This window comes from Streptomyces sp. NPDC005070 (assembly GCF_053600395.1).
Window position 1 is genome coordinate 58,031 of sequence record NZ_JBSFZS010000009.1, and the last position, 25,968, is coordinate 83,998.

Sequence of the window (25,968 nt, forward strand, 5' to 3'; positions counted from 1 at the left end):
GTTACGTCCTGGACGGCCCTGTACCGGGTACGTCCAGGGCGGCCGAGCCGGGGTTCAGGCCGGGCGTACGACGCTGTGGATGGCCGCCCGTCCGACGTATTCGACCGACTCCTCGCTGATCCGCGCTCCGGGACTCGGCGCGTGGACCATCATCCCGTCACCCACGTAGACACCCACGTGGCTCACGTTGGCGTGGAAGAAGACCAGGTCACCCGGCTGGATGGCACCGAGGTCGACCGCCGGGCCGGCCTGCGCCTGGTCCTGCGTCGCACGGGGGAGCATGACTCCCGCGCTCTTCCAGGCCGCCTGGGTGAGACCGGAGGGGTCGTACGAACCGGGTCCGGACGCTCCCCACACGCACGGGCTGCCGATCTGGGCGCGGGCGAAGGCGACCGCCTCGGCGGCTCTGCTGTCGTGTCCGATGACCGGCGGGGCGGCGGCGCCGGCTCCCGCACCGGCGACAAGGCTGTCGATGTCGAACCCCGGGTTCGCGCCGGCGGCCCCGGGAGCGGCGGGCCACGCCTGCTGGTTCCCGGTCGGCCGCAACGACTGCCGCCAGGCGTCGCCGGCCGGCGGGGGCGCCGGCTGGTTCTCGGGGGGCATCGGGGCCGACTGATAAGCGGCCGGACGCGGCGCGGCCTCGTACGCGGGCGGCTGCGGCAACGGCTCGCTCATCGGGGCCGGCGGATAGGCGGCCGCGCGCGGCGCGGCCTCGTACGCCGGAGGCTGGGGAACCGGCTCGCTCATCGGGGGCATCGGGGCCGGCTGGTACCCGCTGGGACGCGTCGGCTTCTCGTACGCGAGGGGCAGGAGCACCGACGTGTACTCGGGGGCCGGTGCGGGCGCTTCGTACCCGCGGGGCAGGATGACCGCCTGGGGCTGGGCGGCCGGGGGCGCCGACTCGTACACCTGGGGCATGGAGCCCGTGTCGAAGACCCCGGGCGCCGCCTCGTACGGGGTCGGCTGGGGCGCCGCCTGGTACGCGGGCGCCTGAGCGACCGACGGGAAGGTGCCCGTCTGAGCGGCGGACGGGAACGCGGCGGTCTGCGGAGCCGCCGGAAACGCGGTGGGCTGAGCGACCGACGGGAAGGTACCGGTCTGGCCGACCGACGGGAACGAGCCCGTCTGCCCGACCGTCGGGAACGAACCGGTCTGCCCGACCGTCGGGAACGAACCCGTCTGACCGACCATCGGGAACGAACCGGTCTGACCGACCGACGGGAACGAACCGGTCTGCGGGGCCGCCGGGCGGTACTCGATGGCCGGCACCTGTGCCACGGGCATGCCCTGCCGTGCCATGTGGCGCGCCATCAGCTCCCGCGCGACGGCGAACTTGCGCCGGGCGCTCTGCTTCTTGACGTGCGGCGAGGACTGCTGCGACGCCGCGGCCGGAGCGGCCCCCGCGCGGAGCCCCGCACGGACCGCCATCTCGGATCCCGGTGCCGCCTGTGCGCCGACCGGGGGCGCGGCCGCCGGACCGGCGGTCAGCTCCAACGCGGGGCGCGCGCCCGGCTCCGAAGCCGGACCTGCGGTCAGCTCTCGCATCGGGGCAGCCGTCAACTCGGCGACCGGCCGCACGATCTGTTCCAGCTCGTAGATCGTCGGAAGGTCCGACGAGGACCCCCTGGGCGCCTTCGCGGCCTCCTTCGGACGAGCACCTCCGCTGCCACGCTCCTGCTGCCTGTCCACCGGGAGTGCGGCCGGAGCCGAGGGTCCGAACCGGGAGCGCGCCCCGTCGAACCACTGCCGCATCAGGTCCTCCTGGGCGGCGTCGGAAACCCCGCTCCCCTGACTGGCGCCCCGTCGGCCCGGCCTGCGGCTGGAGTTCGCCAGGGCGCGGGTCCCGTTGAAGTTTCCGGTGGCGAGCTCCGCCTGGTCGTAGAGGGACGAGAGTCGTCGGGCGACTTCTTCGCCGCTGGGCGGGGTGCGTTCCGGCGCCATGGAGTGGTGCTCCTTCCGTCGTCCGCCTACCGGGTTAGCTGTCGGGTTCGGGCGGACGATTCCGGAAGGTATGCCCTACGGTCCCTGCCCCGAAAGGCAGTTGGCCGATTCACCCCAGGTTCGGTGGGTCCCCGGCTCCCGCTGCCACGAGGACAGGCAGGACTCGGCGGAGGCCGCACCGCCCGGCGAACTTCGCCGGAGGGAGTCGGGCGGCCTGGTCGCCAACTTAGCGATGGTGTGCACCCGATGTGAAGATCCACGTCCCAGATGTCCGATACATTTTCGTGACCTTCATCGCACCATCCCGCAGCGCGACCGTGAGGACACGGGCCGTACGCGAAAAGGTGGCTGAGCACGGCCGTTGGGACGATCGAGGCCGGCGCCCGGTCCCGAGCCGCGGGTCACACGTCGAGCCAACTCGAATGTGTCGAAAGTGTGCACGCAACGGGCGTTCCCTGGCACGTCGCTCGACATCGACGGCACCCTTCCGTCACACCTTGACCGGTTCTGGCCGAGCTGGCCGGATCACCGCTGCGACCATCTGCCGGCCGTACCGTCGAAGCACGTCAGACCACGAGAGCGAGTCGAGGATCCCCACGTGCACGAAGCGCCGATCTATGCCCAACTGATCTCCGAACGCGGTGACATACCGACGCTCGTGCGAAGCGAAGCACGTCGGCTGCAACGCGACTTCGAGTGGATCCTGAGCTGGGATCCGTCGACGGGCGCCCCGCTTCCCTCGTCCGCCGCACGGCCGGCGTCCGGTAGGCGCCGCGCCTTCTCCCCCACCCCCGACCCCGACGACCGGCTCGACACACCGGGCTCCTGACGGCCGCGGCCCCAGGACGTCCCGCACGCCCTACAGAACGCCGGGCTCTCCGCCCGGCCGTTCGGCGGGGAGCGGGTCGAGGCCACCGCCGATCCTGGTCACCAGTTCGGCGACCGTCGTACTCGTGGCCCGATGCCAGGTCCGCGCGCGGCGCAGCATCGCGTGGTCCCCGCCCTCGACCCGCACGGCGCTCGCGGAGGAACCCGCCTCCGCGGCCCGACGGACGAGGGCGAACGACTCCACGGGGTCGGTGACCCGGTCCCGGTCCCCGTGCAGCACGATCACGCGTTTGTCCCGGAGGTGGGCCACCGGCTCACCCTCGGGGCACCAAGGCGCCAGTGCCACCACGGCCCGGACCTGTGGGGCGGCCGCGGCCCGCAGCGCGGCGCGCCCGCCCATCGAGTGGCCCACGAGCACGACCGGCACCTCCCCCACCAGAGCGGCGAGTTCGTCCAGTGCCAGCAGAACGTCGGCGACGGGGTCGGCGTCCACGCCGTTCCATCCCCGGTGGCGGTAGCGCACCTGACCGACGAACGTGTCCTCGTCCGGCAGGGCCCGTGTCACGGAGCGCACGAACGGCCGCATCCGGGCACGTGCCAGGTTCCACGGCCGCAACGGGGCCTTGCTGTCGGCGGTGCCGCCATGAAGGACGAGTACGGCCGCACGCGCCGGTTCCCCGTCCGGACGAGGAACGCGGCGGGGCCGCAGCGCCACGGAGGCGCCGGTCTCCCCGGACCGGGACACATCGTCGGCGGACATCCGCACAGAACCTCGCATGACACCCCTCCACCTACCGGCGCTTAGTCCACGCCTCGCACTGGACCGTGAGGAGGGATCGTCTCACCGGGCACGGACCCGCCCCAATCTCACTCCGTAGGTCACTCCGTGGGCTTGGGCCGCGCGCGGTACCCATTGCGCCATTCCTGGTAGAAACGCCAGAGACGGGCCGCCTGCGGGCAGCGTCCCGACTCCCGTTGACACGTGCGGCAGTTGCCGACGTGACTGACGTAGGCGGACTCGGGGGCGTCCCCCGGTTGCGAATTCGGCATGGCCCTCGGCACTCGTCGGCGCGACGCGCACCGGCGCAGCGTCGCTTCTGATGCCGTACTTCCGCGCCGAGGGCCCCGGCGGATGCACCTGCCCGGCTGCACCTGCCGAGGCCCGGCTCCGACGTCAGTCGAGGACGTCGGCCTCGCACTCCTCCGCCGCGGGGAAAGGTCTGCCGACCAGCGGCCTGCGGACCGCCAGCCGGGCCACCTCGAAGTCCATCTCGGAGGCCTCGGGAGGCGGCGGCGGGTGGTAACGCCCCGCGCAGACGGAGAGGTTGACGATGAGATAGGCGTGCCAGGATCTGCCCACGCCGCGCCGGTCGTCGAAAGCCCGGATTCCGTTGACCCACCACACGACCCGGAGGGCGCCGAGCTCGACCACGAGGTCGACCCAGGCACCGGGCTGGATCGCGTGGTTCCGGTAGTAGCGGTGGGTGTTCCGTACGTGGTTGGACAGTTCCAGCAGGTCGGGGTTGTCGGGGTGGTACTCGAAGACGTCGATCTCCTGACCGCCGTCCCGCCATGTCCAGATCGCCGGCCAGGCCCCCGTCACCGTCGGCAGCTTGACCCGTGCCTCCAGCACGTCCCCCGTGCGGACCATGAACCCGTCCGCGCTGCCCTCGGTGGTGAGCAGGCCCGCGTCCCAGTCGCCGTCCGGGCGCCGGGTGGCCCGGAAGCGGCCTGTCCGGCTGTAGGAGGGGTCGGTGACCAGATGGTCGAGTTTGCCGTCGTCCGGGTTGACCGGACCGCCGTCGGGATAGGCCCAGGAATGGCCCGCGACCCATTGACGAGTCGAGGCGAAATCCGCCGTGAAGACGACATCGGACACGCGGCACTCCTCGATGACGGCGTTTCGCGAACGTCCAGGTTCTCCCCAAGCCGCCGACATCCACGCCCTGTTCATCCCAACTCGCCACAAAACAACCCATCGGGGTGAACCGGTCGTACTCCGGCGCGCGGCACCTTCCGCGTACCGCGCGCTGACGCCTGAGCCCCGCGCCCCTCGCGGATCACGGATGCGGCTCACGGATCACAGATGCAGCTCGCGGATCGCGGATCGCAGCGCGACACACGCCCCACCCACCGGTTCGGCCGGCTGCCCGGCCGGGCGCCGCGTCCTGCGGCCCCGACCGGGCTCCGCCCGGCTACAGGTAAGGGCGGGTGATCAACTCGATGGCGTGGCCGGCCGGGTCCTTGAAGTAGACGCCACGGCCGCCGTGTTCGTCGTTGATCTCCCCGGGGCGCCGCATCTGCGGATCGGCCCAGTGCTCGACGCCGTCGGCGCGGAGCCGTCCGTACGCGCGGTCGAACAGCTCGTCGTCGATCAGGAACGCGTAGTGCTGCATCTGGATGTCCACCGGGGGCTCGGCGAACTGCAGCAGCACGCCGTCCGTGAGCTGGACATTGGTGAACGGACCCCAGGACGGCGCTTCCGGCAGTTCCAGCAGTTCCCGGAAGAAGCGTGCCGACTCGCGGCGGTCCTTGGCTGCGACGATGGTGTGATTGAAGGTGACTGTCATACGGCTGACCTCGGCAGTGCTCGGCACGGAAGACGGACTCGTGGTGCACAAGCACCGGGAGGTCCACGTGCCGGACGGGGGCGGCGCCTGCGGCGCACCCACCACGCGATCAGCCCTCCACCGGATTGCCCATCCGTGTGTGGCGAGGCGCCGGTCCGGTGTTCACGCCGGTGACGGTACTTGATCGGACCGGCCACGACAACGCCCCGGGGAACGGCAGACTGAACGCCATGACTTCACCGGATGCCAAGGCCGATCTCCACCGCTACCTGCAGTCGGCTCGTGACGCCCTGATCTGGAAGCTCGACGGTCTCTCGGAGTACGACATCCGCCGTCCGTTCACCCCGACCGGGACGAACCTCCTCGGTCTCGTCAAACACGTGGCCACCGTGGAACTGGGCTACCTCGGCGACACTTTCGGACGGCCGTCGGGCGAGCCGCTGCCCTGGCTGGAGCACGCCCAGGAGACGAACGGCGACATGTGGGCCACCGCCGACGAGACGCGCGAGTTCATCGTGGGGCTCTACCGCCGGGCATGGGCCCACGCGGACGCGACGATCGAGGCGCTGCCGCTGGAGACGACCGGCACGGTGCCGTGGTGGCCCGCGGGGAAGAACGAGGTGACGTTGCACCACGCGGTCGTCCGCGTGATCGCCGACACCCAGCGGCACGCCGGGCACGCCGATATCATCCGCGAACTCATGGACGGATCGGCCGGGTTGAGCGAGAACAACGACAGCCTGATGCCGGGCGACGCGGCATGGTGGGAGGAGTACCGGGCGCGACTGGAGCAGGTGGCCCGGGACGCCGGCAAGGACGCCTGACGCCGCGGCCCGATCCGCCGGAGTGAACCCGGGTGACCGGGTCGGACACGCAGGACCGATCTGCCTGAACGACCTCTGGAGGACCGGATCAGACGTGCGGGACCGATCCGTGAGAACGACCTCCGGGTCACGGGACCGTCAGGCACCCGGACCCGATCCGCCGGGCCGAGACCCGGGCGCCAAGACCGTCAGGCGCCCGGCCAGGCCCCCCGCCCGGCCAGGTCGAGGACGAGTGCGGCGATGTTCCACGCGTCGTCCTCGCCGCGGTGATGCCGTCCCTCCAGGGGCAGTTCGGCGAGGCGCAGGGCCTGTGCCATACCGGGCCGTCTCCGCAGCCCGCGAGCGTCGGTGAAGACCGCCTTGGCGTTGGTGTGCCGGCGCCCGAAGGGATACGGAGTCGCCGTGGCGGCGCACTGACGGGTGAACTGGTGGCGGTCGTAGTCACCCCAACTCGCCCACGGCCGCTCCCCCGTACGATGCCGCGCGGCCAACTCCCGGCAGGCTTCGGCGAATCCGAGCCCCTGCTCGACCTCGCCCTGCGTCAGCCCGGTGAGTTCGGTGCAGAACGCGCTGACGGTCGATCGCGCGGGTCTGACCAGAAGGCGGTGCTTCGCCACGCGGACGCCCTCGTCCAGGTCGACGACCGTCAGACCGATCTCGATGATCTCGCTGACCGCCCCGGACGGGGGCTCCCCCTCCCAACAGGTCGCCTCGACATCGACGACATTCAAGAATCCCCCCGTATTTTTCATGCGGGAGAGCGTAGAACGCGACGCGGCACCACGTCTCCCCGTTTTCGCCCGGCGCGGGCGGTCCGCCACGAGGGTCGGCGCGCGACGGCGGCCGGGTTTCAGGCCACGGGCGCGGCCGGGGACGGCGATTCAGGGGCGCGGCCAGGGACGGCCGCCGATGCGCTCGATGTCCGTGTTGAAGCGCCGCAGGTAGGAGGCGAACGCGGCGATGTCCTCCTCCGGCCAGTCGGTCATGACGCGGTCCAGCGAATCGATGAGCTCCTGCCGCTCCTGGTCGAGGAGCCGCGCCCCTTCGTGGGTGATGCGGAACTTGCGGGCCATGCCGCCGTCGGGGTCCGGGATGCGCTCGACGAGCCCGGCACGCATCGCCGCCGCGGTCTGCCGGTTGAGGGTGGACGCGTCGAGCCCGAAGGCGTCGCTCAACTCACCGATCGACATGGGCCCTTGGATCCGGATCCGGCTGAGGAGGATGTACGCGCTGCGTTCCAGGACACCGTCCTTGGTTCGGCCGCCCCTGTGGTTCATCCATCCGTGGCGGCTGAGCAGCATCTGCTCGTACTCGACCTCGTGTGTGGGCCTGACCATCCGCCTGCCGCCTCCCGCTGTCACCTGGGCCGCGCGTCCCGCGCACATCGGTGCGGCCCGGCTCCATGGTCCCACACCCGCTTGCACGGGCCACATCGCATGCATGAACCACATCACATGCGAGATGCATACGACATGTACGATGCACATCCCTTGCCCGACAGACAGAATCCCGAGGAGTCCCTCATGGACGCCCCCCAGCCTTCCGCCCGAGCAAGCGGCGTGGTCGCCACGCTCGCCTTCGCCGGCACCGTGGCGGCGATCATGCAGACGCTGGTCACTCCGCTCATCGCCGAGCTGCCCCAGATCCTGCACACCACGCCCGCGAACTCCGCGTGGGTCATCACCGTCACCCTGCTGGTCGCGGCCGTCTGCGTCCCGGTCTCCGGCCGGCTGGGCGACCTGGTGGGCAAGCGGCGGATGCTGCTCGCCTGCTCCGTCCCGCTCGTGGTGGGCTCGGTCGTGTGCGCACTCTCCTCGTCCGTCGTCCCGATGATCGTCGGACGCGGTCTGCAGGGAATGGGCATGGGCATGGTGCCGCTGGGCATCGCCCTGCTGCGTGACGTCGTGCCGGCCGAGAAGCTGAGCTCCTCCATCGCGCTGGTCAGCGCCTCGATGGGTATCGGCGGCGGCCTCGGCCTGCCCATCTCCGCCGCGGTCGCCCAGTACGCGAACTGGCGCGTCCTCTTCTGGGGCTCCGCCGTGCTGGCTGTGGTGATCGGGACGCTGATCTGGTTCCTCATCCCGGACGTGCCGGCCGGCGCCAAGGGTCAGCGCTTCGACATCCTCGGCGCGCTCGGACTCGGCGCCGGCCTGGTCTGCCTGCTCCTCGGCGTCTCCAAGGGCGCCGACTGGGGCTGGGGTTCCGCGACGACGCTGGGGCTGCTCGCCGCCGCCGTCGTGATCCTGGTCGCCTGGGGCGCGTGGGAGATGCGCACCCGGGACCCGCTGATCGACCTGCGCACCACCGCCCGCCCCCGGGTCCTGCTCACCAACGTCGCCTCGGTCTTCGTCGGCTTCGGCATGTACGCCAGCATGCTGATCATCCCGCAGCTTCTCCAGTTCCCCGAGGCAACCGGCTACGGCCTGGGCCAGTCGATGCTGGCGGCGGGCCTGTGGATGGCGCCCGGCGGCATCATGATGATGATCGTCTCCCCGCTCGGCGGGAAGCTGACGGACGCCCGGGGCCCGAAGTTCACGCTGATCTGCGGTGTCCTCGTCATCGCCCTCGGCTACGGACTCGCGCTCACCCTCATGGGATCGGCCTGGGGTCTCATGCTGACCTGCATGGTCATCAACAGCGGCGTCGGTCTCGCCTACGGTTCGATGCCGGCCCTGATCATGAGCTCGGTCCCGCTCGCCGAGACCGCCGCCGCGAACGGCTTCAACACGCTGATGCGTTCGCTCGGCACCTCGGTCGGCGCGGCGGTCATCGGCGTCATCCTCGCGCAGATGACGACCGGCATGGCGGGCTACACCTTCACCTCCGAGAGCGGCTTCCGCACCGGCCTCGTCGTCGGTGGCTGTGTCGCCCTGGTGGCCGCGGCCATCGCCGCCGTGATCCCGGCCGCGCGCGCCGCCGCCGGAGGCGACAAGACCGGCCCCACGGCCGCGCCGGAGGCGGCCACGGCCACGCGCTGAGGCTCACGCTCTCCCCGCACCGGTTCCGGCGGCCCCCGTCCGCCGGAACCGGTGCGTTCACGTTGCTGCCACCGCGGCCGGCCGGCCGAGGTAGGTGAGCGGCCCCGGGTCCTCGACGGGAATCTCGTGGAAGCCGAGACGGTCGTAGAACGCCCTGGCCGGTTTGTTCGCGGTGACCATCCCCAGGTGGACCGCCGGCACCCCGCGGTCGTGCAGCGCGGCGAGAAAGGTGTTCATCAGCGCTCTTCCGTGGCCGCGCCGCTGGAAGTCCGGCAGCAGGTCGATGTGCAGGTGCGCCGGATAGGCGGCGAGTTCGGGCAGGATCATGCGCTCGGGAGTGTGCAGCAGCCCGACCATCACCTCACTGGGTGTGCGAGGCGGCCTCGTGGGCTCGGGATAGCGGTGCGCGACGCGGGGGATCCATGTGTCGCGGAACCGGGCGGCGAAGTCCGCGGTGTCTCCGGTGCCGACCACATAGCCGACGGCCCGGCCGCTCCCGTCGTCGAGGACGAAGGCCAGGCCGGGCTCCAGATGGCAGTAGGGCGCCGCGAAGAGCGTCGGCATCAGCTCCACGTCGGGATACAGGGCACGCGAGTCCCCTCCGAGGTCCGCGGTGCTCACGCACACCTCCGCGACGGCGGCGCGGTCGGTCGGCCGGTAGGGGCGAATGGTCGGCACTGGGCTCATGGCGGCATCCTGGCCCTTTGGGAGCGCTCCCACAAGGGGGTGCTCGCGCCCTCCTCCAGGCGGGACGCCCGGGCACCGTCCGGCAGGGGGCGCCGCGAGGTGCCATGCTGAAGTACCGGATCATGACCTGGGAGCAGGGAACGACGGCAGCGTGAGGACAGTGACTCGGCCGAACCGAGCGGCGATCTGGAACCGGTTCGTGGCATCCGACCCGGGCCTGCTGCGGCTCATGGCCGGACTGCGGACCGTCGGCGCGATCGCCCTCACCCTCGCCCTCCTCGGCCTGATGGGATCCGGTCCCAGCCGCATGGTGACCGGAGCCATGACCGCCATGGTCGCCACGTTCTCCATCAAGGAGAAGCATCGCGGCGAACAGGCCGTCACCCTGGCGCTCGGCCTGCCCGTGGCGGTCACGGCGATGTCGCTGGGCGCCCTGCTGCGCGGTCACGCGGTCGCGGGCGACGCGTGCTTCGTCGCCCTGATCTTCGCCGCGGTCTACTGCCGTCGGTACGGAGACCGCGGTACGGCGCTCGGGCTGATCGCCTTCCAGATCTACTTCCTGTCCCTGTTCGGCGGAGCGACCTACTCCTCCCTTCCCGAACTCTGGGCGACGCTGGCCATCGGCTTCGCCTGCAGCGCCGTGGTGCGCTTCGCCGTCATCGCCGAGTCGACCGAGCGGGTCCTGAAACGGCTGCGCAAGGCGTTCCGGGCACGTGTGGCCCAGTTGGTGTCCGTCCAGATCGACCTCCTCGACGCCGGTCCCGACGACGTCGAGAAGGCCCTGGACGACGTACGGCTGCACACCGCGCGGCTGCACGAGAGCGCGATGATGATCCAGGACCGCCTGGACGAGGGAACCGCCGACGGCGCGACCGCCTCGCTGCTCCAGCGGCGGGTCGCCGAGGCCGAGATCGCCTCGGAACGGCTCGGCATCCTCATCCTCACCGCGCGCAGCGCCGAACAGCCCGACACACTCGCCCTGCACCTGCCGGACGCTCCGCTGCCCGCGGCGGCGGACCGGCTCCAGAAGCAGGACGACACCCTCGCGACGCTGCACCGCGACCTCGAAGCGCTGCAAGTACTCGTCGCGGGCCCGGTCACGGGTGAGCGCGGCACCGGGGTGGCCCAGCTCCGCAACCGGCTCCTCGGCTACCGGGACGAGCAGAACCTTCCGGACGCCCCGGCGGCCGTGCAGGACGTCTTCCGCGGCATCGGCGAGGCGACCCGCGCGGCCCTCGGGCTGCGGCTGGCACTCGACGGCCCCCAGGACGAGACCGACGACTCCCCCGAGACGAAACGTTCCCGCGAGGAACTGGACGCCGAGGACGCGTCGATCGCCGCCGAGGAGGGGGACCAGGACGAGCCGCACCCGACGGGGCTTGACCGGCCGACGACCCGGGCGGCGGTGCAGGTCTCGGTGGGGTCGACCCTGGCCATCGTCGGCGGGGAACTCCTCTCTCCGCAGCGGTGGTACTGGGCGGTGCTGACGTGCTGGGTCGTCTTCCTGAACACCTCCTCGACCGGGGAGATCCTGGTCAAGGGCTATCGCCGGCTGCTGGGGACGATCCTCGGCGTGGTCGCCGGTGTCCTCCTGGCAGGCGTGGTGGGCGGCCACACGTGGACCGCGTTCACCCTGGTCCTGGTGTTCATCTTCGCCATGTACTTCACCGCCCCCGTGTCGTACGTCCTGATGTCCTTCTTCGTGACGGCGATGCTGGGGCTGCTGTACACGGTGCTCAACACCTACAGTCCGGCGGTACTCGTCCTGCGGATCGAGGAGACGGCGCTCGGCGCGATCTGCGGGATGGTCGCGGCCATCGTCGTCCTTCCGGTGCAGACCGACCGCCGTACGGACGAGCTGCTCGCCGCCGTGCTCGTCCGGCTCGGGGACGTCAGCGGTGCGGCGGTGGAGCAGCTCAGCGGTGGTATCGCCCTCGATCTGCTGGACAAGGCCCGCGAGCTGGACGTCGCCCTGGACAAGCTGCGGGCCTCCACCAAACCGCTGACCCACCCGATCACTCCGTGGCGGGCCCGCCGTCAGACCGCCCGCTACATCGTCGCCCTGCTGGAGACGTGCGCCTATCACGCACGGTCGCTCGCCGCGACGGCCGAACTCCTCCCGTACAGCAGGTCGGTCGCCGCCGATCCCCGGCTCAAACTGGCGGGCCGCCGGATCGGCCACAACATCGACATCCTCGTCGCCCGGGTCGCGGCGGACGCGGGGGACGGTGTCGCGGAGACCGGGGCGAGCCTCGCCGCCATGCTGGAGCCGGACACGCCGGACTCGCCCCGGCACGACCGTGTCACGGGCCGCGTCCTGCGCCATCTGCAGCGACTCGACGAAGGCGTGATCGGTCTGGCCCGCCCGCTGGGGGTGCGGATCTCGACACCCGCCAAGAAGCCGGCCCGGAGCGCGGCACGCTAGGGCCTTTCCGCCCGGCGGCTCAGCCCACGTTCCAGAGGAAGCGGTGCGTGTGGATGCCGAAGTAGGGGAACGACTGCACCTGCCGGACGCCCTCGATCTGCCGTACGACGTCGTTGACGAAGTCCAGCAGATCCCGCGGTCCGGGGCAGACGACCTCTGCGAACAGATCGAAGCCGCCCGAGGTCAGCACCGAGTAGACGACCTCGGTCCGTTCGGCCAGCGTGTCGGCGACCGCTCGCGGATCACCGTCCACGGCGATGCCGAGCAGGGCCATCGCCTGTCCGCCCATGCCCATCGGATCGGTGACGCCGACGACCTGGACCGCCTGCGAGTCGAGCAGGCGTTGCAGACGCTGTCGGGCCGCCGACGCGGACAGCCCTACCTTGGGGCCGAGTTCGGCATAGGCGATACGGCCGTCGATCTGCAGTTCACGCAGGATGGCCCGGTCGATCTCGTCCACGCTGTTCCTCTCCGGCCGGCGGGTCCGAGTCTATCGGCGGCGCTCAGCCGGCCAGTTCGGCCAGGGCGGCGGCGAAGACCTCGGTGTGCCGGTCCACGTCCTGCTCGGTGGTCGCCGGGCACATGAGCGCCATGTTGTGGAACGGGGTCAGCAGGATGCCCCGGTTGGCGAGATACAGGTGGAGGAAGTCCTCCAGCTCGGTGTCGGCCGCCGCGGCCGACTCCGTTCCGGTGCGCGGCGCGGGATCGGCGAACCGGTATTCCGTACGGGCTCCGAGACGGCTCACCGACCACGGCAGACCCCATGCGTCGATGCCCGCCCGCACACCGGCCTCGAAGCGTTCGGAGAGCTTCGCCATCGTGTCGAACGCGGCGTCGGTGAGGACGTGTTCCAGGGTGGCGCGCGTCGCCGCCGTGGACAGGGCGTTGCCGGCGAGGGTGCCGCCGACGCCGCCCATGTCGACCAGGTCCAGATCGGCGCGGCCGAGCAGTTTGTCGGCGAGTTCGGCCGAGAGCCCGTAGGCCCCGGCCGGGATCCCTCCGCCGATCGCCTTGCCGATGGTGAGCATGTCCGGCTCCAGGCTCCACGCGGCGGTGCAGCCACCGGGGCCGGCGGAGAAGGTGTGCGTCTCGTCGTTGATGAGCAGGGTCCCGTACTGGCGCGTCAGGGCACGGACGCCCTCCAGGTAGCCCGGCTCGGGCAGCACGATGCCGATGTTGGTCAGCGCGGGCTCCATCAGGACGGCGGCGACGTCGCCGTGGGCGAGCTCGCGTTCCAGTTGCTCCAGGTCGTTGAACTCCGCGACCCGGCTGGTGAGGGTGACGTCGCAGGGGGCGCCGACGTTTCCGGGGCGGGCGGTGCCGTGGCCGTCCGGGCCGACGACGATCAGCGACTCGTCGACGCTGCCGTGGTAGCTGTAGCTGTTCACCAGGATCTTCGGGCGGCCGGTGACCGCTCGTGCCAGCCGGATGGACCAGCGGTTGGCGTCGGTCGCGGTGAGCGAGAAGCTCCAGCGGGCGAGCCCGAAGCGGCGGGTCAGTTCGGCGCCCACCCATTCCGCGTCCTCGGTGGGCAGCATCGCGGTCGCGCCGCCGCTCTCGGCGAACCGGGCCCGTACCGCCTCGGCGACGACCTCGGGCGAGTGACCGGCCATGGCGCCCGTGTCGCCGAGGCAGAAGTCGATGTACTCGTGGCCGTCGATGTCGGTGACGCGGGCTCCGCGGGCGCTGTCCAGATAGCGCGGGAAGGCCCCGGCGGTCTTGTTCATCCAGGTCATCGGGACGCGGCCGAACAGGTGCTCGGCGCGCTCGTACGCGGCCCTGGACCGCGGGTTTCGACGCTCGGCCTCGGCGCTCTCACGAGCCAGGAGCTGTTGCAGGCGAGTGCGGTCCATCGAGGGCTCCTCTGTCGGTCGACCCGGTCGCCCCGGTCGCTGTGCTCGGTCGACGACATGTTCGACGAGCGGTTTCGGCCAGAGTACGAACGCATACGGTGCGGAAGCAAGCCCAAACGATTGATTCAGTTGCCGTGACAACCGAATCAACCGTGGATGAAGGCCGGCGCACTTGATTCAGTGACCTACCGACTTCCGGCTACCGGCTACCGACCACCGGCCTCCGGAAGGGTTACGGGGCCCACACCCGTTCCGCGTAGTCCACGAAGTTCCGGCCGAGGATCTTCTCGATGCGTTCCGAGGTGTAACCGCGCTGCTCCAGCAGCCGGACGAGCTCCCGGAACTGGTCCACTCCGCTCAGGTCGAGCACGAAGGGAAGCGTGTCGTCGCGTTCCCCCGCCGCGCCGACACCCGCCTGGCGCCGCAGGGCCACGTGCTCGGCCAGATGCGCGCGGTAGGTGTCGAGGTCGTCGATGGACGTCACGGTCCCGTCGGTGCCGATGCCGACGGCGTCCTCGCCGCACACGTTGACCGCGTGGACGATGTGCTCCACGACGTCGGCGGCCGTCGCGTGACCCGACACGTTCAGGAACGGCATGAAGTAGATGCCCACGAAGCCGCCGCGCGAGGCGACCAGACGCAGTTCCTCGTCCGTCTTGTTGCGGGGGAGATCGGCGAGCGCGCGGCAGCCGGTGTGGTTGATCGACACGGGGAGCCGCGCCGTCTTGGCGGCCTCCAGACAGGTGCGCTCGCCGCTGTGGGAGAGGTCGACCATCAGGCGGTGCTCGTCGAGGGCCTCCACGACACTGCGGCCGAAGTCGGTCAGTCCCCGGTTCTCCGGCGCCATGGAGCCGTCACCGATGTGGTTGGCCTGGTTGTACGTGAGCTGGACGACCCGGACGCCGAGATCGGCGAACGTGGCGACGCGCCCGACGTCGTCGCCGACCGCGACGGCGTTCTGGAAGCCGTAGACGACCCCGATCCGGCGTTCCTCCCTGGCCCGGTGGATGTCCGCGACCGTACGGACCTTCAGGAGGTCGGCCGCGTTGTCCCGGATGATGCCGTCCCAGACCGCGATCTCGTGCAGCGTGTGCTCGTACGGCGGCAGATCGCCCATCGTGTAGCCGAGGGTGATGTTGACGGCGGTGATGCCGGAGGCATGGGCGTCGGCCAGCGTGCGGGCGTCGACGGTCATCTGCTCGCTGGAGGGGTTGAGCTGCGCGGCGGCCTCGGCCGACTGCGGGGCGTTCGGATTGTCGAGCTGCCCGAGCGCGTTGATGATCATGGGAAGGTCGGTCATCGGGTCTCCTCGGCAGGGCGGGTCACGTCGGCGGGGCGGGTCACGTCGGCGGCGGGGGTGGCGGCGGGCTCCTCGGACCCGGGGCCCTGAGCGCGCTCGGGCCGTCCGGCGCCGGGGGCGGTGCCGTCGAAGTCCCGGCGCTCGAAGCGCCGGCCGCGCTTGACGGTCAGCGTGACGCTGCGCAGGTGCGCGATGTCCCGCAGCGGATCGTCCTCCAGGACGACGAAGTTGGCGAGCTTGCCCGCTTCGACGGTGCCCATGACGTCCTCGGCCCCGGCACTCCGGGCACCGATCAGCGTGGCCGAGCGCAGCACCTGCGCCGCCGACATCCCGCAGCGGTCCACGAGGAACGCCAGCTCGTCGTACAGGGCGGGGAAGGGATTCTCGGCGTCGGTCTCGTAGTCCGTGCCGGTCGCGATGTCCACACCGGCGCGGTGGGCCTGGGCGGTGAGCACGGCGGCGAGCTCGGTGTTGGCCGCCGCGCGCTCGGCGTCCTCGGGACCCTCGCCCGCGAGGGCCTCGCTCGCCCACATGCCCGCGGTCGCGTCGAGGACCGTGCCCCGACGGCGCATCAGGGCGAAAAGTTCCTCGACCCGGGGGTCGTCCCCGGCGGCGAACCGCTCGTAGTCGACCTTCGGCTTGGTCTTGTAGCTGGTCAGCGGCTCGTCCGTGCCTTCGAACGCGAGCAGGGTGACGTGCGAGACGGTGTCCGCACCGGCCTCGACGATCTCGCCGGGCGAGGCCGGGAAGACGGTGGCGTGGGCCCAGACGGGGACGCCCTGACGGTGCGCCTCCGCGGTGATCGCGGCGACGGTGGCCCGGTCGAGATCCGCGTACACCTTGATCGCGGAGGCATGGGTGCCGCGGGCCAGCGCGACGGCGATCGGCAGGTCGGTGTCCTTCGTGACCGCCTGCATCCACGGAACCGCGCCGGGCGTCTCGCCCTGGGACACCTGGTGGGTGCGCGGGTCGTCGAAGAAACCAGGCCCCGCCATCAGGGCGGCGTAGCGGATGTCCGGGCCGGGGATCTCGCCGACGAGCGTCGCCCGCGCTAGGTCGCCCACCTGGCGCAGGTCGTCGGCCATGTCGCGGATGGCCGTGACGCCGCTGTGGACGAGCCGGCGCAGCACCGCCTCGGCGGCGGGCCGGTCGGGCGGGGTCGCGATGTGCTGGTGGGCGTCGATCAGACCGGGGATGACGAAACGGCCGTCGAGGTCGAAGACCCGGGCGTCCGCGGGCAGACCCTCGGCGATCACGGCGTCGTCGCCGACGGCACGGATGATCTGGCCGTCGATCACGATCGACGTCGAGCTCCGGGCCGGAGCGCCGGTTCCGTCGAACAGGGTCGCGCCGCGGTACACCGCGACGGAGCCCGTCACCGCGGGCGCGTGCGGGGCCGGTGCGCCCGAAGTCTCGTCCGTCATCTTCACCTCAGTAGTCGCAGTGCCCGGACTCCGGCAGCCGCCGCCGTCCGGGCCGATGGCCGCTTCATGGATCTTGTTACGCTCTACGTAACAGACGTATCGTCTCTCGCAACATGCGCTACCGTACGCTCACATCTCACGACGTCACAAGGAGGGGTCGGAATTGCCCGAGGCACCCCGCAGCGCGGTGGACAAGGCCCTGGACCTGGTCGAAGCCGTGGCCCGCGCGTCCCGGCCGCCGCGTCTCACCGACCTCGCCGAGGAGGTCGGGCTGCATCGCGCGACCGCCTACCGCGTGCTCGTCGACCTGGTACGGCGTGGCTGGGTGCTGCGCGCCGGCGACCGCTATCTGCCGGGCACGGCGGTCCTTCAACTGTCGTCCTCGGCGGCCCGGAACTCGCTCGGCGCCCTCGCCGGCCCGGTTCTCGCGGCGCTGTCCGGACGCACCGGCCTGATGGTCAACCTCCAGGTGCCCGAGGTCGACCGGTCCCGCGTGATCGACGTCGTGCGGCCCGACCGGCTGGCGATGATCAGCAGTCTGAACGGCCAGGCCCTGCCCGTTCACCGGTTCGCCGGCCCGCTCGCCCTCGTCGCCGCCCTCGACCCGGCCGAACGGGGCCCCTATCTGCGCGCCGCGGAGGAGTCCGGGCACCCGCTGGACGGACCCGAAGGGCTGCTGGCCGACATCGCGGAAGCCGAACGCACGGGATTCGCCGTCGAGTACGGGCGCAACGAACAGCCGGTCGCCTCGCTCGCCCGCGCCGTGGTCACCCGCCCGGGTGCGCCGGTCTGCGCCCTCACGCTGGTCGGCCTGGGTCCGGACTTCGACGAGGCCCGACTCCCCGGCCTGCGGGAGCGCCTGCGGGAGGCGGCGGACGAACTGGCACGGATCCTGTCCGGCACCGAGGCCTCCGAGGTCACCGGAAGTACGGGGAGCACAGGGATCACCGGAGCCACCGAGGCCACCGAGGCCACCGAGGCCACCGAGCAAGCGTCTTCGCAGCCCGAGTCCACCTCTTCCCCCTCCACCTCCCCCTCCCCTTCCACGCCCACCGAAGGCCCGGCATGAGCGAGATCCTCTTCCTCGACGGGGCGCAGACGCGTGCCGCCCTCGAACCGCGGCGCGTCCTGGACGCCGTGGCCACGGCCCTCGTCGCCATCGGCCGCGACGAGGTCTCCGTACCGCCGCGCATCGCCGCGCACACCCCGCACGGCCTGCTGGGCGCGATGCCCGGTCATGTGCCCGGTCTCGGGCTCGCGGCCAAGCTGGTCTCCGTGTTCGCCGACCCGGCACGGCCGGGCCGCAGCAGTCACCGGGGGATCGTCGCGCTCTTCGACGAGACCGACGGCCGCCCGCTGGCCCTGATGGACGCGGAGCCGCTCACCGAGATCCGTACCGCCGCGACCGCCACACTGAGCGCCCGCGCGCTGGCCCGTCCGGACGCCGACCGGGTCGCCGTCGTCGGAACGGGCGCCCAGGCGCGCGCCCAGACGGCGCTGCTCGCGGATCTGGACCCCGAGACCCCCGTCCTCGTCGCGGGCCGCGATCCCGGGCGGGCCGCGAGCGTCGCCGCGCTCCACCCCGCCGGCCGGGTCGCGGAGAGCATCGAGGAGGCGGTACGAGGGGCGGGCACGGTGTTCTGCTGCACCGGCGCCGTCCGCCCTGTGATCCGTCGCGCCTGGCTCGCCCCCGGCACCCACGTCAGCTCGGTGGGGGGCTCCCACGGGCCCGAGCTGGACGCCGACACGGTCCGGGACGCCGCTCTCTTCGCCGAGTGGCACGGCGCGGCCACGACCCGGCCTCCGTCCGGCGCCCACGAGCTGCAGGACCTCCCGCCCGACCGGAGCGTGACGCTCCTCGGCTCCGTCCTCGGCGGTGAACACCCCGGCCGGCGCGACGACGACGAGCTCACCCTGTTCAAGTCGACCGGCCACGCCGCTCTGGACGTCGCGGCCGCCCACGTCGCCGACGCCGTTGCCCGCGCGGAGGCGTGGGGCACCCGCGTCGCCCTGTGAGGCGGGGTCCGGGTGCCCTGAGCGGGTCCGGGTGTCCGGTGCGGGCCCGTGGACTTTCCTCCCCCGGTTCGACCATGCTGAAGGGGCTTCCACCGTTTGCGCCGGTCCGGGACGGACCGTGGGCCCGGCGGAGCGGGACGCGAAGGGAGGCCGACGCCCATGAGACGGACCGGAACGGACGGCTGCGGAGTACGGGAACGGCTGGGCAGCGCGCTGTTCTCCCGGGTCGCGGGCCCGGAGGGACCGAAGAACCGCGCCCGTATCCACGGCACCCCCGGCCCCCGCTGGTTCGGCCCGGACCGCCCCATCCGCGCCGTGCACGGGGACGCGTCGATGTTCATCGGCGGCCTGTCCGCGCTGCTGCTCCAGTCGCTGCACCCGCTCGCCATGGCCGCCGTCTCCGCGCACTCGGGCTTCCGCGGCGACCCTTGGGGAAGACTCCAGCGCACCAGCACCTTCCTCGCGGTGACGACGTACGGGACGGCCGAGAGCGCCCAGGACGCCTGCGACCGGGTGCGGGCGGTCCATGAGCGGGTGCGCGGAGTGACCCCGGAGGGGACGCGGTACCGGGCGGCGGATCCCCACCTCCTCGGCTGGGTCCACGTCGCCGAGGTCGACAGCTTCCTGCGCGCGCATCAGCGGTACGGCGCACGACCCCTGTCCGAGGCCGGCCGCGACGCCTACGTGGCGGACACGGCCCGCGTCGCCGCCGCGCTGGGCGTCCTCGACCCGCCCACGACCGTCGCCGAGCTCACGGAACGGCTGGCCGCGTACCGCGGCGAGCTGCGGGCGACGCCGCAGGCACGCGACGCCGCGCGCTTCCTGTTGCTGAATCCGCCGGTGCCGCTCGTGGCCCGCGTGCCGTACGGGGTGCTCGCCGCGAACGCGGTGTCCCTGCTGCCGGCCTGGGCCGCCGCCGAACTCCGGCTGCCCCGGCTGCCGTTGGTCGACAGCGTGTGCGTGCGTCCCCTCGGCAGCGCCTTCACGTCGGCCGTGCGCTGGGCGATGGCGCCGCAGCGCGCCCGAACCGTGCGGGGGGTCGCCTGAGGGCGCCCGTGCCGGCACGTCGGCACGGGCGCCCCTCCCCGGTCGGCCACGAACGCGGTACCGAGTCGGCCAAGTCGGCACACAGGGGACGTCGAGGCCGAAAGACTGTGCGTGTGCTGAGAAATCTTCCGGCCGTTCCGCCCGGTTTCGTCGGTCGCCGGGGCGAACTCGCCCACCTGGACGACGCGTTGGGCGAGGAGCGTGTCGTGACCCTCACCGGGGCCGGCGGTGTGGGCAAGAGCCGGCTGGCGCTGGAGGCTGCGGACCGGGCGCTGCGCGCGGGGGAACGCGGGGTGGCGTGGGCCGACCTGTGGCCGTTGCGGGACGACCGGCTGCTCGTCGCGACCGTGGCCGACGCGGTGGACTTCGCGGACCACACGACCGACCAGGCGCTCGACTCCCTGACCGCGTGGCTGGCCGACCGGGACGCCCTGCTCGTCCTGGACTCCTGCGAGCATCTGGTCGGCCGCTGCCGCCGTCTGGTCGCCCGCCTCATATCGGCGTGCCCGCGCCTGACCGTCCTCGCGACGAGCCGGGAGCCGCTGGATTTCCCCGGTGAACATGTCGTCGCGGTGGAGCCGTTGCCTCCGGCCACGGACGCCGTGGAGATGTTCCGGCTGCATGCGGCCGCCGCGGGCACCCCGTTGTCCTCCCCGGCGGACATGGTGATCGCCGCCCGGCTGTGCGAGCGGCTCGAAGGCATGCCGCTGGCTGTGGAGTTGATCGCCGGACAGCTCGTGCACCGTACGGTCGAGGAGGTCGAGCTCGAACTCGGCCGGCGCCTGGACATCACGGCGGACGGCCCGCTCCCCGGGCCGCCGCGGCACCGGGCGGTACGGACGACGATCGGCTGGAGCCACGAACTGTGCGCGCCCGCCGAACGCCTGCTGTGGGCACGGATGTCGGTGTTCCGGGAGCCGGTGGACGCGCCGACGGTGCGCCTCGTATGCGGCGGGGGTCCGCTCCCCGAGAGCGACGTCGACCGGGCGCTGACGGGCCTGGTGAGGAAGTCGGTGCTGTCGCGGGCCGGTTCCGGGTACCGGATGCTCGACACCGTCCGGGAGTACGGCCGTATGTGGCTCGACCAGGTGGGCGAGAGCCGGGAGTCGGCGGACCGGCACGCCTCGCACTTCCTGGCGATGGCCCGCGAAGCCCACGCCGGCTGGCTGGGAGAACAGCAGGCGCGGTGGTACGCACGGCTCGGCTCGGCGCACGCCGATCTGTGCGCGGCGCTCGACCACCTGCTCTCCGGACGGCCTGACGCGGCCCTCGAACTGACCGGTCTGCTCGCCAGTTCGCCGCGCAGGACACGGGTGACGCCCAGCGCCCACAGGTCACCGCGGAGGGGCTGCTTGACGAGGCACGCCGGGCGGCGGAGGAACTGCGGCACGGCTGTGTCGCCCGCGGTGAGTGGTGGACGCGCTCGTACGCCGACTACCAGCTCGCGCTGATCGCCCTCTTCGAGGACCGCGCGGAGGACGCCACCGCCCACGCCCTGTCGATGCTGGACGGCAAGCGGCGCATCGGGGACAGTTTCGGCATCGCGCTCGGCCTGGATCTGCTGGCCTCCGCCCTCGCCGCCCAGGGCGCGGGCGAACGCGCGGTGGCCGCGTACGCCGCCGGGGAGACGTACTGGAGCGCGGTCGGCCATCCGCAGCGCGGCACCCCCGAACTGGGCCCGGTACGCGCACGCTACGAGGACACGGCCCGCTCCCTCCTCGGCGACGACCGCTACGAGCAGGCCCTTCTGCACTCGGCGCTCAGCGACCCCGAGACCATCCTGCACCACCTCCTCGACGGTCCCCCCAAGGCTTCCTGAGCAAGGCGGGACGGCTCCGGCGTCACGGCGGGCCCTTTCGCTGCATCCGGGGGGCCTTCCCGGGCCGAAGCAGGGGTGAGCCAGGCGGACCGGCCGGGTCCCGGGCGGCTCCGGAATCGAGGCGAGGCCCGTCATGAACCGCTGCCACCGCGCACCGGGCCCGTCCACCCCCGGGTGGGGCATCGCCGACGGAGCGGCGTCCCGCGCTCTCCCGGGAGCCGGGCCGTGGAACTGAGCTCCGGCGACGGGACGGAGAGCGCCGGTGTGGGAGTGACCACCGGTTTCCTGGCGCGCAAGGTCGGAGTGTCGCCCACGACGTTGCGCTCCTGGGACCGGCGGTACGGTCTGGGACCCGCGGTGCGGGCCGACGGCCGTCACCGCCGCTGGTCGCCCGACGACGTGGCCATGGTCCGGGAGATGTGCCGCCTGACGGCCGCCGGTCTGCCCCCCGCCGAAGCCGCCCGCGCGGCGAAGGAGGCGGCTCGCGGCCGGGTCGCCGCGTCGCCGGCCCTGGCGGCACGGAAGGGGGCCGCCGCCCGGACGGAAGCCGCCGCTCGTACGCGGACCGCGGGCCGTACCCAGGCCGCCGCCGGCACGCGGACCGCCGCCCCCGCGCGAACCGGCCTCCGGGGCCCGGAGGAGGCGGCCGCAACGGCTCCGGGTCCGGGAGCTCCGGAATCACCGTCGGGCACCGAGCCGTCAGGGACCGAGTCACCGGGCACCAGGGCTCCGGACACCGGGCCTGTCCCGGGTGACGCGGCCCAGGAAAGCCGGGGTCTCGCCCGCGCCGCCGTCCGGCTGGACGCCCACGCCGTCCAGGCCCGGCTGGCTGCGGCGGTCCGCACGCACGGTCTGGCCCGGGCCTGGGAGGACGTGATGGTGCCCGCCCTGCGGGCGGTGGGCCGCAAGTGGGAGTCCTCGGGGGACCTTTACGTCGAGGTCGAGCACCTTCTGACCTGGCACGTCTCCGCCACCCTGCGACACGCCTACGTCTCCGCGGCGGGACAGGCACCGCCCGCCGCCGCGTCGCCCGTCCTGCTGGCCTGTGTTCCGGGCGAACAGCACACCCTGCCCCTGGAGGCGCTCAACGCGGCACTCGCGGAACAGGGCGTGCCCGCCGTGACCCTCGGCGGCGCCGTCCCGCCCGAGGCACTCATCGCGGCGGTGCAGCGCGTCGGTCCCCCGGCGGTCGTCCTGTGGTCCCAGTCGTGGTCCACGGCGAACCTGCCGCTCGCCCGGCACATCGCCGCCACGCGCTGGGGCGTACGGGGAGCACGGACCCGGAGCCGGATCCTGTTGAGCGGGCCGGGCTGGACCGCCCCGCCCGGACCCGGACTCCTGCGTCCACGTCACCTCGCCGAGGCGCTCCACCTGATCACCGCCCCGGACGACCGGACGACGGATCCGCAGACGCCGGCGGTCTCCTGACCGGGAAGCGCCCCCGCGCCTAAGACCGCTGAAAGGCCGCCAGCCCCTCCAGCAGCCGGTCGACGTCGTCCGCGTCGCTGTACGGCGAGAGCCCGACGCGCAGACCCCCGGTGTCCCCGAGGCCGAGGTGCCGGGACGCCTCCAGCGCGTAGAACGATCCGGCGGGTGCGTGCACCCCGCGGCCCGCCAGGAACGCGGAGGCGTCCACCGCCTTCCGGCCGTCGAATGTCAGCAGCAGGGTGGGCGTGCGCTCGGCCGCCCGGGAGCGGACCGTGACGCCGGGCAGTTCGGCCAGGCCCGCCTCCAACCGCTCGCACAGTGCTCCCTCGTGTCGCTCGATCGCCGCGAAGGCCGTACGCAGACGGTCTCGGCGAGCGCCTGTCGTCTCGCCCGAGAGTCCGGCGAGGACATCGATCGCGGCGGTGGTGCCGGCGAGCAACTCGTAGGGCAGTGTCCCCAGTTCGAACCGTTCGGGCACCGTGTCGGTGGACGGCAGCAGTTTGTCCGGGTGCAGTCGCTCCAGAAGCTCCGGGGAAGCGGTGAGGACACCGTGGTGCGGGCCGAGGAATTTGTAGGGCGAGCACACGAAGAAGTCGGCGCCGAGCCGCGTGACGTCCACGAAGGCGTGCGCCGCGTAGTGCACCCCGTCGACGTAGAGCAGTGCCCGCGGGTGACGGTGGACCAGGCGGGCGATCGCGGCGACGTCGGGCACGGTCCCCGTGAGGTTCGAGGCGGCGGTGACCGCGACCAGCCGGGTGCGCTCGGTCAGCAGGGCGCCCACGACCGAGGGCGGGAGTTCCGCCGATTCCGGATCGAAGTCCGCCCAGCGCACGTGGGCGCCGGCCTGTTCGGCCGCCTGGAGCCAGGGCCGGATGTTCGCGTCGTGGTCGAGACGGCTGACGACGACCTCGTCGCCGGGGGCCCAGTCCTTCGCGAGCGCCCGGGCGACGTCGTACGTGAGCTGGGTGGCGCTGCGGCCGAAGACGACACCGTTCGGACGACCGCCCACCAGGTCGGCGACGGCCTGCCGGAAGCCCTGGACCACGTTCTCCGCGTTCACCTCTCCCGGCGTCAGGCGTCCCCGGATCGACAGCGGTCCGGTGAGCGCGTCCGCGATCGCCCCGGCCACCCGGGCCGGGGTCTGGGTGCCGCCCGGCCCGTCGAAGTGCGCGACACCGGACAGCAGGGCGGGGATCTCGGCACGCAGCGCGCCGACGTCGTACGTCACTCGGACTCCTCACTGGCTGTGTCGCGGCCCGCGCCGGTCGGCCCGGAACGCGGTCCGGCGGGCGGGAGCCCGTGACCGGGCGGGCCCGCACGTTCTGCGGTGATCATGGCAGGAGGCCCACCGCGGTGGGAAGGCGGTGCGCCGCCCGGGCGCGCCCCGAGGAACGACGAACGGCCTGGGGCCGGCAACCGGGAACTCCGGTGCCGGCCCCAGGCCGTGGGTCAGGACGCGCCGAACGGGCCGGGGCCCGTTCAGGCGTGGCGGTGCGATCGGCTGTTGCCCGTCAGCACCCGGTACAGAACCAGGAGGATCAGCGATCCCGCGATGGCGGCTATCCACGTCGACAGGTCGAAGAACCCGTCGATCGAGTCGACGCCGAAAATGACCTTGCCCAGCCAGCCGCCCAGCAGGCCACCCGCCACACCGATCAGCATGGTGATGATGATCCCGCCCGGGTCCTTGCCCGGCAGGAGCAGCTTGGCGATGGCACCGGCAAGCAACCCGATCAGAATCCAAGCGATGATGCCCACAGTTCCTCCATCGTCCGTCCGTACAAGATGTGGCTTCCTCACTCCGTGTGTTCCGTCCCGGCCGGAACAAACCTGTGAACCTCAGACCGTCGCCCGATTCCCCGCCGCCGCGGCCTTGTTCAGTTCGGCGGTGAACTGCGCGCCGGCCAGCAGCGCGAGGTTGGACAGCCACAGCCACACGAGGAAGACGACCAGGCCCGCGAGAGAGCCGTAGAGCCGGCTGTAGGCGCCGAGGACGGAGGCGTAGAGGGCGAATCCGGCCGAGACGGCGAGCCAGAGGACGGCGGCCAGGATGCCGCCGGGAAAGCTGTGCCGACGACGGCGCGCGGGCTGTGGCCCGGTGTGGAACACGACGAGGACCAGCAGGGCCACCAGGCACGTCAAGAGGGGCCAGCGGAGCAGGTTCCAGGCCAGGGCCACCGGGCCGCGGACACCGAGGACACGGCCCGCGGCCTCCGCCACGGGTCCGGTCAGCAGCAGGACGAGCGCGCTCACGACGAGCAGCCCGAGAAGCGCCAGCGCGGTCAGCACCAGCCGGTGCGCGGTGCGCCAGGCCGAGCGGTGGTCCGCCGCGTCGTGCATGCGGTGCAGGGCCCGCCGGAACACCGCGAGGTAGCTCGACGCCGACCACAGAGCGCTGGCCGCGCCGGTGACCAGCAGCGTCCAGGCGGCGGACCGCTGCCGCAGCATCTCCCCCAGCGCCTGGTGCAGCTCGGCCCCCGACTGGGCGGGAGCGTACGCGGTGACGTGCGCGATGAACTGCTCGGCGGTGTCCGGGCTGATCAGGCCGAAGGCGATGACCATGACGAGCAGGGCCGGGAGCACCGCGAGGATCGCGTAGTACGTCAGCGCGGCCGCCCAGTCGGACACGTCGTCGTTCCACATCGAGACCGGGGTACGGCGCAGGGCCGGCCACCAGAAGGCGGGCAGCCGGGGCCCGTACCGGCGCCGCCGCGCCGGGCGGACCGCCTCGATGACACTGTTCATGACTCACCTCTCCGCGCCGGTCCGGCCGGCGTTCCGGACCCCGTGTCCGGCGGAGTCGGTCGAGGCTCTTCTTCCACGCGCGC

At 72.4% G+C, this 25,968-nt stretch carries 24 protein-coding genes and 1 riboswitch; of the genes, 10 read left to right on the top strand and 14 right to left on the bottom strand.

All coding sequences use genetic code 11. The features are described 5' to 3' along the window. Nucleotides 1–54: 54 nt before the first annotated feature. A complete protein-coding gene (locus ACWEBX_RS05375) occupies nt 55–1,941 on the bottom strand; it encodes an NlpC/P60 family protein (protein WP_451883576.1) in 1,887 nt (628 codons plus the stop codon). Nucleotides 1,942–1,948: 7 nt separating this feature from the next. Continuing rightward, nucleotides 1,949–2,120, bottom strand: a riboswitch (cyclic di-AMP (ydaO/yuaA leader). A 419-nt stretch (nt 2,121–2,539) separates the two neighbouring features. Between ACWEBX_RS05375 and ACWEBX_RS05380 the strand changes: the two genes are divergently transcribed. Further along, nucleotides 2,540–2,770 carry a hypothetical protein gene (locus tag ACWEBX_RS05380; protein ID WP_451883577.1) on the top strand — a complete coding sequence of 77 codons (231 nt, stop codon included), beginning with the start codon at nt 2,540–2,542 and terminating at the stop codon, nt 2,768–2,770. Nucleotides 2,771–2,800: 30 nt separating this feature from the next. On the opposite strand, the gene ACWEBX_RS05385 is transcribed toward ACWEBX_RS05380, so the two are convergent. From ACWEBX_RS05385 to ACWEBX_RS05395, 3 genes are all read right to left on the bottom strand, one after another. After that, nucleotides 2,801–3,547: an alpha/beta fold hydrolase gene (locus ACWEBX_RS05385; protein ID WP_451883578.1), complete on the bottom strand. Its 747-nt coding sequence runs from the start codon at nt 3,545–3,547 to the stop codon at nt 2,801–2,803. 396 nt (nt 3,548–3,943) lie between these two features. Further along, the gene (locus ACWEBX_RS05390) at nt 3,944–4,648 is read right to left on the bottom strand and encodes a beta-glucanase (RefSeq protein WP_451883579.1); all 705 of its coding nucleotides are present in this window, start codon (nt 4,646–4,648) and stop codon (nt 3,944–3,946) included. Nucleotides 4,649–4,964: 316 nt separating this feature from the next. Next, a complete protein-coding gene (locus ACWEBX_RS05395; protein WP_451883580.1) occupies nt 4,965–5,339 on the bottom strand; it encodes a VOC family protein in 375 nt (124 codons plus the stop codon). Between the two features lie 230 nt (nt 5,340–5,569). Between ACWEBX_RS05395 and ACWEBX_RS05400 the strand changes: the two genes are divergently transcribed. Next, nucleotides 5,570–6,163, top strand: a complete 594-nt coding sequence (locus ACWEBX_RS05400) for a DinB family protein (RefSeq protein ID WP_451883581.1) — start codon at nt 5,570–5,572, stop codon at nt 6,161–6,163. Nucleotides 6,164–6,351: 188 nt separating this feature from the next. On the opposite strand, the gene ACWEBX_RS05405 is transcribed toward ACWEBX_RS05400, so the two are convergent. Together ACWEBX_RS05405 and ACWEBX_RS05410 are read right to left on the bottom strand one after the other, a co-directional pair. Then, nucleotides 6,352–6,915, bottom strand: a complete 564-nt coding sequence (locus ACWEBX_RS05405; RefSeq protein WP_451883582.1) for an exonuclease domain-containing protein — start codon at nt 6,913–6,915, stop codon at nt 6,352–6,354. Between the two features lie 129 nt (nt 6,916–7,044). Further along, nucleotides 7,045–7,500: a MarR family winged helix-turn-helix transcriptional regulator gene (locus ACWEBX_RS05410; RefSeq protein WP_451883583.1), complete on the bottom strand. Its 456-nt coding sequence runs from the start codon at nt 7,498–7,500 to the stop codon at nt 7,045–7,047. 186 nt (nt 7,501–7,686) lie between these two features. On the opposite strand from ACWEBX_RS05410, the gene ACWEBX_RS05415 reads away from it, so the two are divergent. After that, nucleotides 7,687–9,141, top strand: coding sequence for an MFS transporter (locus tag ACWEBX_RS05415; RefSeq protein WP_451883584.1), 1,455 nt, complete (start codon nt 7,687–7,689; stop codon nt 9,139–9,141). Between the two features lie 57 nt (nt 9,142–9,198). On the opposite strand, the gene ACWEBX_RS05420 is transcribed toward ACWEBX_RS05415, so the two are convergent. Beyond that, complete coding sequence (locus ACWEBX_RS05420; RefSeq protein ID WP_451883585.1) at nt 9,199–9,828, bottom strand: GNAT family N-acetyltransferase; 630 nt, start codon at nt 9,826–9,828, stop codon at nt 9,199–9,201. 151 nt (nt 9,829–9,979) lie between these two features. Between ACWEBX_RS05420 and ACWEBX_RS05425 the strand changes: the two genes are divergently transcribed. Then, nucleotides 9,980–12,253 carry an FUSC family protein gene (locus tag ACWEBX_RS05425; protein ID WP_451883586.1) on the top strand — a complete coding sequence of 758 codons (2,274 nt, stop codon included), beginning with the start codon at nt 9,980–9,982 and terminating at the stop codon, nt 12,251–12,253. A gap of 19 nt (nt 12,254–12,272) precedes the next feature. Here the strand turns inward: ACWEBX_RS05425 and ACWEBX_RS05430 are convergent, their stop codons facing one another. The 4 genes from ACWEBX_RS05430 to ACWEBX_RS05445 all read right to left on the bottom strand — a co-directional run bounded on the left by ACWEBX_RS05430 (nt 12,273) and on the right by ACWEBX_RS05445 (nt 16,830). Then, entirely contained in the window at nt 12,273–12,713 is a 441-nt protein-coding gene (locus ACWEBX_RS05430; protein ID WP_355764227.1) for an Lrp/AsnC family transcriptional regulator, read from the bottom strand. Between the two features lie 43 nt (nt 12,714–12,756). Next, entirely contained in the window at nt 12,757–14,106 is a 1,350-nt protein-coding gene (locus tag ACWEBX_RS05435) for a transaminase (RefSeq protein ID WP_451883587.1), read from the bottom strand. A gap of 232 nt (nt 14,107–14,338) precedes the next feature. Continuing rightward, entirely contained in the window at nt 14,339–15,406 is a 1,068-nt protein-coding gene (locus tag ACWEBX_RS05440; RefSeq protein ID WP_451883588.1) for a dipeptidase, read from the bottom strand. Further along, the gene (locus ACWEBX_RS05445; protein ID WP_451883589.1) at nt 15,403–16,830 is read right to left on the bottom strand and encodes an amidohydrolase family protein; all 1,428 of its coding nucleotides are present in this window, start codon (nt 16,828–16,830) and stop codon (nt 15,403–15,405) included. The genes ACWEBX_RS05440 and ACWEBX_RS05445 overlap by 4 nt, the downstream gene beginning before the upstream one ends. Nucleotides 16,831–16,993: 163 nt before the next feature. Between ACWEBX_RS05445 and ACWEBX_RS05450 the strand changes: the two genes are divergently transcribed. The 6 genes from ACWEBX_RS05450 to ACWEBX_RS05475 all read left to right on the top strand — a co-directional run bounded on the left by ACWEBX_RS05450 (nt 16,994) and on the right by ACWEBX_RS05475 (nt 23,140). Then, a complete protein-coding gene (locus tag ACWEBX_RS05450) occupies nt 16,994–17,899 on the top strand; it encodes an IclR family transcriptional regulator (RefSeq protein WP_451883590.1) in 906 nt (301 codons plus the stop codon). After that, complete coding sequence (locus ACWEBX_RS05455; protein WP_451883591.1) at nt 17,896–18,846, top strand: ornithine cyclodeaminase family protein; 951 nt, start codon at nt 17,896–17,898, stop codon at nt 18,844–18,846. Before ACWEBX_RS05450 ends, ACWEBX_RS05455 begins: the two co-directional genes overlap by 4 nt. Before the next feature lie 159 nt (nt 18,847–19,005). After that, nucleotides 19,006–19,893: an oxygenase MpaB family protein gene (locus tag ACWEBX_RS05460; protein WP_451883592.1), complete on the top strand. Its 888-nt coding sequence runs from the start codon at nt 19,006–19,008 to the stop codon at nt 19,891–19,893. A gap of 113 nt (nt 19,894–20,006) precedes the next feature. After that, nucleotides 20,007–21,344, top strand: a complete 1,338-nt coding sequence (locus ACWEBX_RS05465) for an ATP-binding protein (protein WP_451883593.1) — start codon at nt 20,007–20,009, stop codon at nt 21,342–21,344. A 50-nt stretch (nt 21,345–21,394) separates the two neighbouring features. Next, nucleotides 21,395–21,712: a hypothetical protein gene (locus tag ACWEBX_RS05470; RefSeq protein ID WP_451883594.1), complete on the top strand. Its 318-nt coding sequence runs from the start codon at nt 21,395–21,397 to the stop codon at nt 21,710–21,712. A 231-nt stretch (nt 21,713–21,943) separates the two neighbouring features. Further along, nucleotides 21,944–23,140, top strand: coding sequence for a MerR family transcriptional regulator (locus ACWEBX_RS05475; protein WP_451883616.1), 1,197 nt, complete (start codon nt 21,944–21,946; stop codon nt 23,138–23,140). A 19-nt stretch (nt 23,141–23,159) separates the two neighbouring features. On the opposite strand, the gene ACWEBX_RS05480 is transcribed toward ACWEBX_RS05475, so the two are convergent. The 3 genes from ACWEBX_RS05480 to ACWEBX_RS05490 all read right to left on the bottom strand — a co-directional run bounded on the left by ACWEBX_RS05480 (nt 23,160) and on the right by ACWEBX_RS05490 (nt 25,885). Then, nucleotides 23,160–24,368: a cysteine desulfurase-like protein gene (locus tag ACWEBX_RS05480; protein WP_451883595.1), complete on the bottom strand. Its 1,209-nt coding sequence runs from the start codon at nt 24,366–24,368 to the stop codon at nt 23,160–23,162. A gap of 251 nt (nt 24,369–24,619) precedes the next feature. Beyond that, entirely contained in the window at nt 24,620–24,898 is a 279-nt protein-coding gene (locus tag ACWEBX_RS05485; protein ID WP_355773918.1) for a GlsB/YeaQ/YmgE family stress response membrane protein, read from the bottom strand. Between the two features lie 81 nt (nt 24,899–24,979). Further along, entirely contained in the window at nt 24,980–25,885 is a 906-nt protein-coding gene (locus tag ACWEBX_RS05490) for a YihY/virulence factor BrkB family protein (protein WP_451883596.1), read from the bottom strand. Nucleotides 25,886–25,968: the final 83 nt, after the last annotated feature.

Coding starts and splice junctions, on each gene's coding strand:
- ACWEBX_RS05490 (WP_451883596.1), bottom strand. CDS start 25,885: ATGAACAGTGTCATCGAGGCGGTCCGCCCGGCGCGGCGGCGCCGGTAC.
- ACWEBX_RS05440 (WP_451883588.1), bottom strand. CDS start 15,406: ATGACCGACCTTCCCATGATCATCAACGCGCTCGGGCAGCTCGACAAT.
- ACWEBX_RS05400 (WP_451883581.1), top strand. CDS start 5,570: ATGACTTCACCGGATGCCAAGGCCGATCTCCACCGCTACCTGCAGTCG.
- ACWEBX_RS05420 (WP_451883585.1), bottom strand. CDS start 9,828: ATGAGCCCAGTGCCGACCATTCGCCCCTACCGGCCGACCGACCGCGCC.
- ACWEBX_RS05445 (WP_451883589.1), bottom strand. CDS start 16,830: ATGACGGACGAGACTTCGGGCGCACCGGCCCCGCACGCGCCCGCGGTG.
- ACWEBX_RS05470 (WP_451883594.1), top strand. CDS start 21,395: ATGCTGGACGGCAAGCGGCGCATCGGGGACAGTTTCGGCATCGCGCTC.
- ACWEBX_RS05395 (WP_451883580.1), bottom strand. CDS start 5,339: ATGACAGTCACCTTCAATCACACCATCGTCGCAGCCAAGGACCGCCGC.
- ACWEBX_RS05405 (WP_451883582.1), bottom strand. CDS start 6,915: ATGAAAAATACGGGGGGATTCTTGAATGTCGTCGATGTCGAGGCGACC.
- ACWEBX_RS05455 (WP_451883591.1), top strand. CDS start 17,896: ATGAGCGAGATCCTCTTCCTCGACGGGGCGCAGACGCGTGCCGCCCTC.
- ACWEBX_RS05460 (WP_451883592.1), top strand. CDS start 19,006: ATGAGACGGACCGGAACGGACGGCTGCGGAGTACGGGAACGGCTGGGC.
- ACWEBX_RS05385 (WP_451883578.1), bottom strand. CDS start 3,547: ATGCGAGGTTCTGTGCGGATGTCCGCCGACGATGTGTCCCGGTCCGGG.
- ACWEBX_RS05415 (WP_451883584.1), top strand. CDS start 7,687: ATGGACGCCCCCCAGCCTTCCGCCCGAGCAAGCGGCGTGGTCGCCACG.
- ACWEBX_RS05375 (WP_451883576.1), bottom strand. CDS start 1,941: ATGGCGCCGGAACGCACCCCGCCCAGCGGCGAAGAAGTCGCCCGACGA.
- ACWEBX_RS05435 (WP_451883587.1), bottom strand. CDS start 14,106: ATGGACCGCACTCGCCTGCAACAGCTCCTGGCTCGTGAGAGCGCCGAG.
- ACWEBX_RS05410 (WP_451883583.1), bottom strand. CDS start 7,500: ATGGTCAGGCCCACACACGAGGTCGAGTACGAGCAGATGCTGCTCAGC.